Origin of the sequence: Bradyrhizobium sp. Bra78, assembly GCF_024519855.1 — a bacterium.
GTDB classification, from domain to species: domain Bacteria; phylum Pseudomonadota; class Alphaproteobacteria; order Rhizobiales; family Xanthobacteraceae; genus Bradyrhizobium; species Bradyrhizobium japonicum_G.
In genome coordinates this window covers 103,665-116,852 of the sequence record NZ_JALJRE010000002.1, presented here as the reverse complement: position 1 = coordinate 116,852, position 13,188 = coordinate 103,665, and the positions used below count along the sequence as shown (strand labels likewise).

The following is a 13,188-nucleotide window of genomic DNA, read 5'->3' as shown; positions in this document are numbered from 1 at the left end:
AACCACCCCCACAGTCGCCATGGCGACACGCCACGCGACTACAGCCTATAATTGCATCAGGCTCGTTTCAATAGCGACGCGGCAAGAGCGTTGATGACCGACGCGCGCCCCGCAGCCCCTATCCCAGATGCTTCCGGAAAAACTCCGTCGCCCTGCCCCAGGCGAGCTCGGCGGCTTCGCGGTCGTGCACGGCCTGGCGCTGCTCGTTGACGAAGGCGTGCTCGGCGTCATAGCGGAACAGCTCGAGCGACTTGCCGGCGGCCTTCATGGCCTTTTCGAAACCGTTGACCAATTCCGGCGTGCACCAATCGTCCTTGTTGGCGAAGTGGGCCTGGAGCGGGATCTTGACGTCGGCCGGCTTGGCCGCCTGCTCCGGCGGGATGCCGTAGAACACGACGCCAGCCGAGAGCTCCGGCACATGCACCGAGCCGATGATGGTGACGGCGCCGCCGAGGCAGAAGCCTGTCAGCCCGACCTTGGCACCGTTGCGCGACAGATATTGCGTGGCGCCGCGCACGGTCTGCGTGGTGGCATCCATGAAGTCGAGCGAGTTCATTTCCTTGCCGGCCGCGTCCGTGTCGTGATACGGCACCACCTTGCCCTTGTAGAGATCGGGCGCGAGCGCATCGAAACCGGCCAGCGCGAAGCGATCGCAGAGGCCCTTGATCTGGTCCGACAGGCCCCACCATTCCTGGATCACGACCACGCCCGGCGCATTGCCGCGCGCGGCGTTGGCAAGATAGCCCGAGGCGTCCTTGCCGTCCGGGCGCTTGAAGGTGATGGCGGTTCCCATGGTGTCCTCCGACGAGTTTCTGGGGAGCGGTTGGCGGCATTTTGGCCGCTGCGAGCGCGATAGGCAATCGCGCCAGACAACACACGCGCGTGTGCAACAAAAAAGCCCCCTTGCGGGGGCCTCTTCATTCTCGTCTCGCCTCCGGCCCCTCAGTGGGAGTCGGCCCAGACCTTCTTCTTGGTGAAGTACATCAGGCCGGCGAAGATGATCAGGAAAATGAACACCTGGAAGCCCATGCGCTTGCGCGCTTCCATGTGCGGCTCGGCGGTCCACATCAGGAACGTGGTGACGTCCTTGGAATATTGCGCGATCGTGGTCGGCGAGCCGTCGTCATAGGTCACCTGGCCGTCGCTGAGCGGCTTCGGCATCTTGATGGCGTGGCCCGGGAAGTACTTGTTGTAGTAGGAGCCCTCCGGGATGGTCACGCCTTCCGGCACCTTGTCCTCAAACCCCTGGAGCACAGCCGAGACGTAGTCCGGGCCCTGCTCCTGATACTGGGTGAAGAAGTCGAAGATGAACATCGGGAAGCCGCGGCCGTAGGACCGCGCCTTGGTGATCAGCGACAGATCCGGCGGCGCCGCGCCGCCGTTCGCCGCACGCGCGGCCTGCTCGTTCGGGAACGGCGAGGGGAAATAGTCGGCCGGCCGGCCCGCGCGCTCGAACATGTCGCCGGCATCGTTCGGACCATCCTTGACCTTGTAGTCGGAGGCGAAGGCCGCAGCCTGCGCCACCGAATAGCCGGGGCCGCCGGCTTCCGCGAGATTGCGGAAGGCGACGTAGGACAGGCCGTGGCAGTTGGAACAGACTTCCTTGTAGACCTTCAGGCCGCGCTGCAATGCGCCGCGATCGTACTTGCCGAAGGGACCGGCAAACGACCATTTGTTGCCCGGCGGCTTGTCGCTGCCTTCGGAGGCGCGCGCATCCTGCAGGCTGCCGAGGAACAGCGCACCGGCGGCGACGAGCGCGATGGCGACGGAGGCCACCGCCTTGCCGCTCTTGGCGAGGATCGCCTCCGAGATCGAATTCGGCACCGGCCGCGGCTTCTCGATGCGCGCGAGCAGCGGCAGCACGATCAGGAAGTAGGCGAAGTAGCAGACCGTCAGGACCCGGCCGGCGATCACGTAGATGCCTTCCGGCGGCTGCGCGCCGAGATAGCCGAGCAGGATGCAGACCGCGACGAAGATCCAGAAGAACTGTTTTGCCAGCGGCCGGTACTTCGACGATTTGGTCTTGGCGGCATCGAGCCAGGGCAGGAAGCACAGGATGATGATCGCCGAGAACATCCCGATCACGCCCGCGAGCTTGTTCGGGATCGAGCGCAGGATCGCGTAGAACGGCAGGTAATACCATTCCGGCACGATGTGCGGCGGCGTCACGCCCGGGTTCGCCGGAATGTAGTTGTCGGCGTCGCCGAGATAGTTCGGCATGTAGAAGATGAACCAGGCATAGAGCAGCAGGAAGCAGGCGACGCCGAAGCCGTCCTTGATGGTCGCGTGGGGCGTGAACGGGACCGTGTCCTTTTCCGTCTTCGGCTCGACGCCGTCAGGATTGTTCTGGCCGGCGACATGCAGCGCCCAGACGTGCAGCACGACAACGCCCGCGATCAGGAACGGCAGCAGATAGTGCAGCGAGAAGAAGCGGTTCAGCGTCGGATTGCCGACCGAATAGCCGCCCCACAGCAGCGTCACGATGCTCTCGCCGACATAGGGAATGGCGGAGAACAGGTTGGTGATGACGGTGGCGCCCCAGAAGCTCATCTGGCCCCACGGCAGCACGTAGCCCATGAAGCCGGTCGCCATCATCAAGAGGTAGATGATGACGCCGAGGATCCACAGCACCTCGCGCGGCTCCTTGTAGGAGCCGTAATAGAGGCCGCGCAGCATGTGGACGTAGACCGCGAAGAAGAACATCGACGCGCCGCAGGCGTGCATGTTGCGCAGCAGCCAGCCGTAATTGACGTCACGGACCAGAAGCTCGACCGACTTGAAGGCGAGATCGGCATGCGGCGTGTAGTGCATCGCCAGGATCACGCCGGTCAGGATCTGCATCCCCAGCATGAAGGAGAGGATGGCGCCGAACGTCCACCAGTAGTTCAGATTGCGCGGGGTGGGGTAGACGACGAAAGAGGAGTGCATGAGGCCGAGGATCGGCAGACGCCGCTCGATCCATTGCAGGGCCGGATTGCTCGGCTGGTAGTCGGATGGTCCGCTCATGATGCGATCCTGAGGAAATGTACGGCGAGACGGCGCGAAGCTTCGGACGGCGGTCCGAAGCTCAGCCGATCTGGATTTTGGTGTCGGAAACGAACTGGTACGGCGGCACCGGCAGGTTCGCGGGCGCGGGCCCCTGGCGGATGCGGCCGGACGAATCGTACTGCGAACCATGACAGGGGCAGAAGAACCCGTCGTAATTGCCCTCATGAGCGATCGGGATGCAGCCGAGATGGGTGCAGATGCCGATCACGACCAGCCATTGCTCATGGCCGGACTTGACCCGAGCCTCGTCGGTCTGCGGATCGGGCAGGCTCGCCACGTTGACGGCGCGCGCCTCGTCGATCTGCTTCTTGGTGCGGTGGCTGATGTAGATCGGCTTGCCGCGCCAGAACACCTTGATGTCCTGTCCCTCGGCGACCGGGCTGAGATCGACCTCGATCGGCGCACCGGCGGCGATGGTCGACGCATCAGGATTCATCTGGGAGATGAAGGGCCAGAGCGCAGCTGCGCCCCCTACTGCTGCAGCCGCCCCCGTTGCAACGAATAAGAAATCACGGCGTGTCGGATGGTCCGCCGAAGACGCTGTCGTCACGATTCCAACCCTTTCTTCTTATGCTGCCGGCGGAACCGCTCCGGGAGCCCCCAAGGTCCCCAGAACAGCCTGCCGGCGCCCGCGGCCCCCCGCGGCGGCAGAACTTCACTCGTCCCCGCCAAAACAAGGCGAAAACAGCAGTCCAGAATCGTTCTATTGGCACCCTTGCCGGGCGAGCGCAAGCCCGCTAACGGCGGGGAAGCGTGCAATGCACGAATTCCCGCGCTAGCGATGTTTTATTGAGACATTTCCGGCCCGCACCGACCCCGATACAGCCTAAGCACAGCCCATGCAGATAGCGCTTTTCCAACCCGACATCCCCCAGAACACCGGCACGATTCTCAGGCTCTGTGCCTGTCTGGGCGTGGCCGCCCATATCATCGAACCGGCAGGCTTCCCGGTCTCCGACCGGCATTTCCGCCGGGCGGGAATGGATTACCTCGATCAGGTCAGCATCACCCGCCACGATTCCTGGTCGAAATTCGAGGCGTGGCGTGCGGCCCAGGGCTGCCGCCTGCTGCTGTTCACCACCAAAGGGGCCACCGACTATCGCGATTTCCGTTACCAGACGGCGGACATCCTGCTATTCGGGCGCGAGAGCGCCGGCGTCACCGACGCGGTGGTCGAGGCCGCCGATGCGCGGCTGGTGATCCCGATCACGGCCGGGCTGCGGTCGCTCAATGTCGCAATGTCCGCGGCCATGGCCGCCGGCGAAGCGCTGCGGCAGCTCCGGAACCCCAAGGGCCCACAGGAAGGGCCCACAGGATTGAGGAGAGACGGTTGAGTTACGCGGTCAAGGAAATCTTCCTGACCCTGCAAGGCGAAGGCGCCCATGCCGGGCGCGCGTCGGTGTTTTGCCGTTTTGCCGGCTGCAATCTCTGGAGCGGGCGCGAGGCCGACCGTATGGATGCCACCTGCAAATTCTGCGATACGGATTTCGTCGGCACCGACGGAACGCTCGGCGGGCGCTATGCCTCGGCCGTGGAACTTGCCGACACCATCGCCGCGCAATGGACGGCCTCCACCGCCAACCGCTACGTGGTGCTCACCGGCGGCGAGCCGCTGCTCCAGGTCGACGACGCGCTGATCGACGCACTCCACGCCAATGGCTTCGAGATCGGCGTCGAGACCAATGGCACGATCGCCCCGCCCGCGGGGCTCGACTGGATCTGCGTCAGCCCCAAGGGCGGCAGCGATCTGGTGATCCGGCGCGGCCACGAGCTGAAGCTGGTCTATCCGCAGGCCCTCGCCGCGCCGGAGACTTTCGAGGATCTCGCCTTCGAGCGCTTCTCGCTGCAGCCGATGGACGGACCGGAGGTCACCGAGAACACCGCGCGCGCGATCGATTACTGCCTCAATCATCCGCAATGGCGGCTGAGCGTGCAGACGCATAAATCGCTCGGCATCAGATAGGATTGGTTTTCGAACAGATGTGGGAATTGACGAAATCGTTCCGCTTCGAGGCGGCGCACTCACTGTCGGGAACGACGTTCGGCGCCGCCAGCGAAGAGATCCACGGCCACTCCTTCCGCGCCGAGGTGACGGTGCGCGGCACGCCCGATCCCAAAACCGGGATGGTGGTCGATCTCGGTCTCGTCCAGCGCGCGATCGAGGACGTCAGGCTGACGCTCGACCACAAGTACCTCAACAAGATCGAGGCGCTGGGCACGCCGACGCTGGAGAATCTGTCGCGCTTCGTCTGGGAGCGGCTGGCCCATATCGGCAAGCTCACCCGAGTCAGCATCCATCGCGACAGTTGCAACGAGAGCTGCAGCTATTACGGTCCGCAAGGGTTGACGCGATGACATCTGCAATGGACCCCAATTTGATCGAAGACCGCAAGAGCCGCGCACGAACATGGTTCGAAGCCTTGCGCGACGACATCTGCGCGAGCTTCGAGCGGCTGGAGGATGACGCGCCGCAAAGCCTTTATCCGGGCAAGGCCGGCCGCTTCCTGCGGACACCCTGGCAGCGCACCGATCACACCGGCGCGGCCGGCGGCGGCGGTGTGATGTCGATGATGCATGGCCGCCTGTTCGAGAAGGTCGGCGTGCATTGCTCGACGGTGCACGGCGAGTTCGCGCCCGAGTTTCGCGCGCAGATTCCGGGCGCGGCGGAAGACCCGAGGTTCTGGGCCTCCGGCATCTCACTGATCGCCCACTTGCGCAATCCGCACGTCCCCGCCGTGCACATGAACACGCGCTTCGTCGTCACCACGAAAGCATGGTTCGGCGGCGGCGCCGATCTGACGCCGGTGCTCGACCGCCGGCGCACGCAGGACGACGCCGACAGCATCGCCTTCCACGCCGCGATGAAACAGGCCTGCGCGCAACCGAACGGCATCGCCGATTACGACAAGTACAAAAAATGGTGCGACGAGTATTTCCATCTGCCGCACCGCAAAGAGGCGCGCGGCATCGGCGGCATCTTCTACGACTGGCACGACAGCGGCGACTGGGACGCCGACCTCGCTTTCACCCAGGACGTCGGCCGTGCTTTCCGGAAGATCTACCCCGAGATCGTGCGGCGCAATTTCGCGAGCGCCTGGACCGCTGATGACCGCGAGGAGCAACTGGTCCGGCGCGGACGCTATGTCGAATTCAACCTGCTCTACGACCGCGGCACCATCTTCGGGCTCAAGACCGGCGGCAATGTCGATTCGATCCTGTCGTCGCTGCCGCCGGAGGTGAAATGGCCATGACCGCGATGAAGCCCGCCATGACGCCGCTGCCGCGCGCCATGCTGATCGACATGGACGACACCATCCTGTCGGCCTATGGCCGGCCCGAGATCGCGTGGAATACGATCACGGCCGAGTTCGCCGAGGAGCTCGCGCCGCTGCCGCCGCATCAGGTCGCCACCGCGGTGCTGGCCTTCGCGCGAAACTTCTGGGCCAATGCGGAAGCTGCGTGGCGGCTGAAGCTTGCCGAGGCCCGGCACATCACCGTCAAGGGCGGCTTCGCCGCGCTCGCGGCGGCCGGCCACCGCGCCCTGCCCGACGACCTCGCCATTCGCCTCGCCGACCGCTTCACCACCTATCGTGAGGAGGAGATGTTCGTCTTCCCCGGCGCGCATGAGGCGATCGACCAATTGAAGGCGCTCGGCATCAAGCTCGCGCTGGTGACCAACGGCGCCGCCGACACCCAGCGCGCCAAGGTCGAGCGCTTCGAGCTGGCGCACCGCTTCCATCACATCCAGATCGAGGGCGAGCACGGTTTCGGCAAGCCCGAGGAGCGCGCCTATCTGCACGCGATGGAGGCGCTCGGCGTCACCGCCCAGGACACCTGGATGATCGGCGACAATCTGGAGTGGGAGGTCGTGACGCCGCAGCGCCTCGGCATCTACTCGATCTGGATCGACGTGCACGGCGACGGCCTGCCCGAAGGCTCGACCGTCAAGCCCGACCGCATCATCCGCTCGCTGACCGAGCTGGTGCCGGACCGGCTCTAACTGGTGCGCGAAGAAACAATTTCGAAAACAACCCCATGCACAGTAGCCGGCTGCTGCAAAATCAACGGCTTGCCGCAAACGCGGCAGATTGCGGATTTTGCGAAATCATTTGACCCGTCGGGCAAAACAGGCGCATGATGCCATCATCGCGGCGCATGGGACGGAAAAGCCCCTGCGCAACCCATCGAGCAGGTACCTTGTCTCCGTCATGGTCCCGCTCCCGGCCTGAGGCTCCATCATCGGCGTTTCAGCAGTCTGGTGGCGGATGCGCGCTGCCGCAGCACATCGACTGATCCGGCGATCCGTGATCGGCGTGTCATGCCGGCCTGCTAGCTTCTTAAGTCAATCAACCCGAAAGGACCATCCATGGAACTGAAAGCCGGCGATATCGTCATGCTGAAATCCGGCGGCCAGCCGCTGACCGTCGCGGACGTCAAAGGCGACGACGTCATCTGCCTCTGGATGGGCGTCGAAGGCGACTTGTTTCGCGAGACGCTGCCGCTCGCCGTGCTCGAGCGACTGGAAGAACTGGACGAAGACGACGAGGATGAAGACGAGGACGATGAAGACGAGGAGTAGGCACGCCTAACGCCGCGTCCTGATTGGATCGAAACGGAGTACTACCTCCGACGCGCGATGTCCGCTTATCCGCCGAGAACGGCGCGATAGCGGACATCGGCCACCCCCCACGGAAGTTACCGCCGAAGGAAAATACGGCCCGGAGACAGCCAGTCGTTCTCTCCACTGAAAGGAACTGGAAGCATTTCCACCGGCCGCTGGCGACGAAGCGAACGTCGTCACGCAACGCGCCAATGCCCCTTGTGAATATCGAACTTCACGGCGCCGTCGTCACGCATCTTCAGCAGGAGCGATTGACAGTCGTCTTGATTTTTTATGTTCACACGCTTCATGATTTCGAAAGTCTTCAGAGGCTTTTCGCGCAGGGCAATTAGAATCTTTTCTCGATCAGTCATTGGGGTTCCTTGCATCGGCATCGGCGACGGTACGCGTTGTACAGGTCGTCAGCAACGGGTCCGTTCGGTTGACGAGGTTCGTTCCGGGGCAGTGACGGCTGTCGCCGTGTCAGGCGGGCCGCTTTCGTCAAGATAGTGCCAAGATAGTTCCGGTCACCAAGATAGCCTCTCGATCAAAGCTCGGGAAAAAATGGCATCAACAGGAACGTTCAAGAAGCTCGCTGAGTTGAAAGTCATGCGCCTCGCACTCCGGACAAGGCCGCACCGCGCGGGCCTGGTCGAGGTCCAGCAAGGGGCGGAATATGCTCTCCAGCGTGCGCGGCACCGCCGCACGAGGATCGTGATGTACACGACTGCGATATACGATGAGCTGAGCCAGATAGAGCGCGATGTCGTCGAAGGAGAACGGCGACTCGCAGAGCAAGAGGCGCTGATTATCGAGATGAAGCGCCAGAACCAGGAGACAACCAAAGCAGAAGGCGAACTTGAACGGATGCGCATAGATCAGCGACGTCGCGATCAGGATCGACAACGTCTGCTCTCACGGCTGCAACCCTGAAACAACCGCCCCGCAATGACGCGGCACTCTCGCCGTAATTCTTCACCGACGCGACGAGCCCACGGGCGGAACCAAGCCGATTCGTCCTCCGACCGTTTCGCCGACGCAGGTCGGCATGTTGATTCAAATCAATTGTTGTCCAACCGCTTCGAAGTCAACTGCTGGCGATGTCACCCGGACGGGAGAGTCACATGTGGTTGCGGGTCATAGCGGCTGCGCTGAGCTTTACGCCGGTTTCGGCTTTTGCCGTCTCTGACTGCCGGGTCACAGGCCATCCATCAGCGTTCGGTGTCGACATGACTGCCTACGTCGCGGTCAAGACGGGCGAAACGTGCAATTTCCCGATGCGAATTCCAGGCGTGATGAATAGCTCGGGCGTTTCCCGCAAGCCTGCACACGGGACGCTGAGGCAGCTTAACGTAACGACGTTCAGATACACGGCGACATCCGGATACAGGGGCAACGACACCTTTGCCATATATGGCGAAGGAAAAGGTCCGTACGGCTCGGGCAGATCGGTCATGACGGTGAACGCAACGATTGAATAGCAGTGATAGAACAGGCAGCGGCAACCGAACGACGCGGGAAGGCGGGGCAAGCCGTATGCCCGCTTCGGGTCACTCGGACCTCCCAGGAGCTGATGACAAACTTCTGCAATACGATAGGAACGATATCGCGCAATGCCGGATTGGTGCTTGCCGTTGGGGCAGCAATTCGCTAGCCATTCAGCGACCGGCTCCCTTTTCCAGGCGCCAGCTTTTTCCGGCGCCGTTCGGCTGACATGATGGAGTATCTCATGCGAATCGCCGTGCTGGTTGCCTTCATGGTGGCGGGGCTTGCTCCCGCGGCACACGCCGAGCGCGACTACCCCTGGTGCGTCTTTGGCGGAGAGCTCGGCGCTTCCGGCGAGTGCATGTATGAGACCCGAGAACAGTGCATGGCCTCGGCATCCGGGCGGTGGAACACCTCTTGCGCTGTGAACCCGCGCGTGAGGTTCAGACCGCCGGCTCCGCCCCGGGCGCGCTGATCACACGAACGCCGCGACGCGCTGAGCACGGCCGAACTCAAGCGACCAAGGCTTACGCCCGTGTTGTCAAAGTCGACAACTGATCGGTGTCGTAACGGTCGCGGAGGTCGGAGAGAACCCCTGGATCCGGCGCACCCTGCGCCGCGAGTTTCGCAAGCTGTTGGAAATAGTGCTCGTGGCCGGGCGGGGAGACGGTCATCAGCACGCGGGCCGGTTTGTCACTGACATTGGTGATGTTGTGAGGGACCCCCGGCGGGATGAACAAATAGGTCCCCGGGCTTGCGCGCAGCGTCTTGTCGCCAACATGCCACTCACACTCCCCCTCGAGTAGATAGAAGGTCTCCTCATGCACCCGATGAACATGCAGCCCGGTGGCGAAGCCCGCCGGGATCGTCCAGTCGAACATGCTCGTGTATTTGGTATCCTCGCCAGTGACGAGGAAAACCATGGGATGACCACGGAGCATGACGCCCTTCTTCTCGTCAGGCATACGAATGACAGCATCGGCGCTCATGACATTCCTCCATCGTCCAGGTGCGTGCTCCCACGGGCACTGAAGCAACATCGCCCATCTGTGTCGGAAGTCGTGAAACAGTTCCCAAAAATTTGCTAAAAGCATCGAATGGCAACGGCGGATCTCTACCAGTTCGGCCCGTTCCGCCTCGACCCGGAGGCGGGCATTCTCTACCATGGGGCCAGGCCCACCATGCTCGGGCAGCGCGCCGTCGCGCTGCTGCGGCTGCTGCTGGAGAACGCGGGCGTACCGGTTTCCAAGGATGCGCTGGTCGAGGCCGGCTGGGGCGGACTGGCCGTTGCCGACAACAATCTCACGGTGCAGATCGCCGCCCTCCGCCGGGTGCTCGCCGACGAGAAGGCCGATAGCTGGATCGAAACGCTGCCGCGCCGCGGCTATCGCTATGTCGGACCGCCCGTCGCCACCCATGGTCCGGATGCGTCACCTGCCGCCCGTGCGGCGTACGCACCGACGTTGCCCGACAAGCCGTCCGTCGCGGTTCTGCCGTTTTCGAACTTGAGCGGCGATCCCCAGCAGGACTACTTCGCCGACGGGATGGTCGAAGACATCATCACCGGCCTGGCCCGCATCAAGTGGTTGTTCGTCATTGCGCGAAACTCGACCTTGACCTACAGGGACCGTGCCGTGGACGTGAAGCAGGTCGGCCGCGAGCTCGGCGTGCGCTACGTTCTCGAAGGCAGCGTGCGCAAGGCCGAAGGCAGCGTGCGCGTGACGGGCCAGATGATCGACGCCTCGACCGGCGCTCATGTATGGGCCGAGCGCTACGACCGCAGCTCCGACGATATTTTCGCACTCCAGGATGAGATTGCGCTCTCGGCGGTGGGCGCGATTGCGCCGAGCTTGCGCCGTGCCGAAATCGACAGGGTCAAGCGGAAGCGCCCCGACAGCCTGGATGCCTACGATCTCGTTCTGCGGGCCCAGCTCGACGTCGATTCCGGGATGCCAGAGCAGGTGTCTCGAGCGCTCGTGCTGCTCGAACGTGCCATTGAACTCGATTCCACCTACGCGCTGGCACATGGCAACGCGGCGATGTGCCACCATTGCCTCTTCCTTCGCGTCGGCTTGCGGGAGACGAATCGTGCCGCTTCGATCCGACATGCCCGTTCGGCGATCCTTCACGGCCAGGACGACGCGACTGCGCTGGCGCTTGCGGGTTTTTCAATCGGCATGGATGGGCATGATCGCGACGCGGCTTTCACCGCATTCGAAGCCGCGCTTGCCGTCAGCCCCTCCTCGGCGCTGACCTACATCCTCGGCAGCGTCATTCTCGGATGGAGCGGAGAACCCGAGCGCGCCATCGAGTGGAGCGAGCGAGGCATGCGGCTCAGCCCGTTCGACCCGTGGGCTTTCGCCGCATTCGACGCGCAGGCGATGAGTCATTTGCTGCGCGGCCGCTACGAAGAGGCCTGTCGCGCCGCCTACAAGTCCGTTCAGGCCAATCCCGCACACAGCATCACCTATGTCCAACTGGCCGCTGCGCTTGCCAAACTCGGACGGCTGGATGAAGCGAGGGCGGCCGCGGAGCGGGTGCTCGAACTTCAACCGACCTTTCGCTACAGCCGCCAGTTCGCGGGCGTGAACTGTGCCCCGGCGCTTGCGGAAACTCTTGGCGATGCGCTGAAGACGGCCGGGCTCCCGGAGTAACGTGAAGTGGGAATGCGATGACCGCTTGGAGGCAAAATCCGGTCGATCCGCCAATAGCCAGGGGATGACAGCCAAAGGTTGGCATGGGACCCCGCGCGCGTGATGCCAACGATGTGACCAATCGTGAACCCGCTCATCGCTGGAGCGACGTGACCTGTTTCCTATCTAGGCAGGGGGCGGCTCTCGATTGGAGAAGAAGCAATGCGTTCTATTTTGGCGTTGAGCCTTTTGATTAGCCTCGCGGGCGCTGCGAACGCGGCCACGGTGCACCATTCGCACCGGTCGCATGTTGTTGTTCGTCCCGCCTCGGACCCCGCCTGGAGTTCGGCCTACGCACAATCCGCGCCGCCGATACACTACGGGCCCGCACCCGACCAAGGCCAAAGTGAACCGTATTTTGGCGCTTCGCAGGGTTACGCGCCGGGCGAAAAGGAGCGCTTTCTCCACAGTGTATTCAGCCCATGAACGCCCGTAGCCGGCAAATCACCAACATCTCGTCGGCGATACCTTCGAGAGAAGACCTCGGGGCGATCTGTCAGGTGCGTTGACGCTCCGCGGCCGGGGCACGAATTCCGATTGGAGCCGGCTCATCCAGGCGATGAGTTGCCTCGCCGCCACCGAGATTATCGCCAGCCCGCCGGTGACATGGCGACGTCGAGGATCGCGGAGTGAACATGCACCGGCATTCGCCCGACGAAAGCTTTTGCCAGGAACGCGCGCATTGTCACTGACAATTGCCATTTCCGGTCAATGACAATGCAACAGTTCAAATCAGCAAGTCATGAGGCGTAGCTATAACGACATGATGCAGACCGCTATTGCCGTGGTCGGCCGCGTGTCCGTCCAGTGCATTGGGGAGTATATTGACGATGACCTCGAGGTTCTCCTGACCGGGCGGAACGTGCGGATGATTCAGCTCTTCAGGCTCAGCTACCGCGACGGGAGTGGAGGGAGTTACCTCGCTATCGAAGCGGAATACCAGTTCTTGATCCGCGGCGTTTGCTGAGGTCGAGGGTAAATCGTGCCCCGAATTGCCGTGCGCCACGACGGCCGGCTCTGTGGTCTGCACTGCCGCTGACACGCTCGCAGTGTCCGAAGCCGCAGCGTGGTTCTCGGTGCCCTTGCCGACGCCGTTGCCCGGTGCGGAATCAGCTTCAGCCGACTCCGTGGCTGCAGCCTTTGCAGACCCTGGCTCCGAAGCGTGCTCCGAGTTACCGTGGCCCGCGCTGTCGGCCGTTGCGACGCTCGGTTGGACGATCTCGGCTGCTTCCGATGCGTTTGCTGAGGTCGAGGATAAATCGTGCCCCGAATTGCCGTGCGCCACGACGGCCGGCTCTGTCGCCTGCACTGCCGCTGACACGCTCGCAGCGTCCGAAGCCGCAGCTTGGTTCTCGGCGCCTT

15 protein-coding genes and 2 pseudogenes are annotated in these 13,188 nt (G+C 63.3%); 9 read left to right on the top strand and 8 right to left on the bottom strand.

Annotation, left to right across the window (positions count from 1 at the left end):
* Window positions 1-118 precede the first annotated feature (118 nt).
* From OC450_RS04585 to petA, 3 genes are all read right to left on the bottom strand, one after another.
* Entirely contained in the window at window positions 119-793 is a 675-nt protein-coding gene (locus tag OC450_RS04585; protein ID WP_262047269.1) for a dienelactone hydrolase family protein, read from the bottom strand.
* Window positions 794-942: 149 nt separating this feature from the next.
* Window positions 943-3,006, bottom strand: a complete 2,064-nt coding sequence (fbcH, locus tag OC450_RS04580) for a cytochrome b/c1 (protein WP_262047268.1) — start codon at window positions 3,004-3,006, stop codon at window positions 943-945.
* 61 nt (window positions 3,007-3,067) lie between these two features.
* Window positions 3,068-3,598 carry a ubiquinol-cytochrome c reductase iron-sulfur subunit gene (petA, locus tag OC450_RS04575; RefSeq protein WP_128924114.1) on the bottom strand — a complete coding sequence of 177 codons (531 nt, stop codon included), beginning with the start codon at window positions 3,596-3,598 and terminating at the stop codon, window positions 3,068-3,070.
* Between the two features lie 289 nt (window positions 3,599-3,887).
* Between petA and OC450_RS04570 the strand changes: the two genes are divergently transcribed.
* The 6 genes from OC450_RS04570 (at window position 3,888) to OC450_RS04545 (ending at window position 7,627) form a co-directional block, all read left to right on the top strand.
* Window positions 3,888-4,382 (top strand): tRNA (cytidine(34)-2'-O)-methyltransferase, encoded by a 495-nt coding sequence (locus OC450_RS04570; RefSeq protein ID WP_256807918.1) that lies wholly within the window; start codon window positions 3,888-3,890, stop codon window positions 4,380-4,382.
* A complete protein-coding gene (gene queE, locus OC450_RS04565; RefSeq protein WP_211386822.1) occupies window positions 4,379-5,011 on the top strand; it encodes a 7-carboxy-7-deazaguanine synthase in 633 nt (210 codons plus the stop codon). Before OC450_RS04570 ends, queE begins: the two co-directional genes overlap by 4 nt.
* 17 nt (window positions 5,012-5,028) lie before the next feature.
* Window positions 5,029-5,403, top strand: a complete 375-nt coding sequence (locus OC450_RS04560; RefSeq protein WP_211386834.1) for a 6-pyruvoyl trahydropterin synthase family protein — start codon at window positions 5,029-5,031, stop codon at window positions 5,401-5,403.
* Between the two features lie 8 nt (window positions 5,404-5,411).
* Entirely contained in the window at window positions 5,412-6,299 is an 888-nt protein-coding gene (gene hemF / locus OC450_RS04555) for an oxygen-dependent coproporphyrinogen oxidase (protein WP_262047267.1), read from the top strand.
* A complete protein-coding gene (locus OC450_RS04550; protein ID WP_256807917.1) occupies window positions 6,290-7,048 on the top strand; it encodes an HAD family hydrolase in 759 nt (252 codons plus the stop codon). The genes hemF and OC450_RS04550 overlap by 10 nt, the downstream gene beginning before the upstream one ends.
* Window positions 7,049-7,414: 366 nt before the next feature.
* The gene (locus tag OC450_RS04545) at window positions 7,415-7,627 is read left to right on the top strand and encodes a DUF2158 domain-containing protein (protein ID WP_211386824.1); all 213 of its coding nucleotides are present in this window, start codon (window positions 7,415-7,417) and stop codon (window positions 7,625-7,627) included.
* A 218-nt stretch (window positions 7,628-7,845) separates the two neighbouring features.
* On the opposite strand, the gene OC450_RS04540 is transcribed toward OC450_RS04545, so the two are convergent.
* Both OC450_RS04540 and OC450_RS04535 read right to left on the bottom strand, forming a co-directional pair.
* Window positions 7,846-8,022 (bottom strand): hypothetical protein, encoded by a 177-nt coding sequence (locus OC450_RS04540; protein ID WP_211386825.1) that lies wholly within the window; start codon window positions 8,020-8,022, stop codon window positions 7,846-7,848.
* 196 nt (window positions 8,023-8,218) lie between these two features.
* Window positions 8,219-8,554 carry a hypothetical protein gene (locus OC450_RS04535; protein ID WP_211386826.1) on the bottom strand — a complete coding sequence of 112 codons (336 nt, stop codon included), beginning with the start codon at window positions 8,552-8,554 and terminating at the stop codon, window positions 8,219-8,221.
* A gap of 218 nt (window positions 8,555-8,772) precedes the next feature.
* Here OC450_RS04535 and OC450_RS04530 point away from each other — a divergent pair, with 218 nt between their 5' ends.
* Together OC450_RS04530 and OC450_RS04525 are read left to right on the top strand one after the other, a co-directional pair.
* Window positions 8,773-9,129, top strand: a complete 357-nt coding sequence (locus OC450_RS04530; protein ID WP_211386827.1) for a hypothetical protein — start codon at window positions 8,773-8,775, stop codon at window positions 9,127-9,129.
* A gap of 233 nt (window positions 9,130-9,362) precedes the next feature.
* The gene (locus OC450_RS04525) at window positions 9,363-9,608 is read left to right on the top strand and encodes a DUF3551 domain-containing protein (protein WP_315986373.1); all 246 of its coding nucleotides are present in this window, start codon (window positions 9,363-9,365) and stop codon (window positions 9,606-9,608) included.
* A 52-nt stretch (window positions 9,609-9,660) separates the two neighbouring features.
* On the opposite strand, the gene OC450_RS04520 is transcribed toward OC450_RS04525, so the two are convergent.
* Window positions 9,661-10,122 carry a cupin domain-containing protein gene (locus OC450_RS04520; protein ID WP_262047265.1) on the bottom strand — a complete coding sequence of 154 codons (462 nt, stop codon included), beginning with the start codon at window positions 10,120-10,122 and terminating at the stop codon, window positions 9,661-9,663.
* 192 nt (window positions 10,123-10,314) lie between these two features.
* Between OC450_RS04520 and OC450_RS04515 the strand changes: the two genes are divergently transcribed.
* Window positions 10,315-11,787, top strand: coding sequence for a winged helix-turn-helix domain-containing protein (locus tag OC450_RS04515; RefSeq protein ID WP_410050493.1), 1,473 nt, complete (start codon window positions 10,315-10,317; stop codon window positions 11,785-11,787).
* Window positions 11,788-12,384: 597 nt separating this feature from the next.
* Here OC450_RS04515 and OC450_RS04510 read toward each other — a convergent pair.
* A pseudogene (locus OC450_RS04510) lies at window positions 12,385-12,503 on the bottom strand (sulfite exporter TauE/SafE family protein); the annotation flags it as partial.
* 50 nt (window positions 12,504-12,553) lie between these two features.
* A pseudogene (locus OC450_RS04505) lies at window positions 12,554-13,188 on the bottom strand (DNA-binding response regulator); the annotation flags it as partial.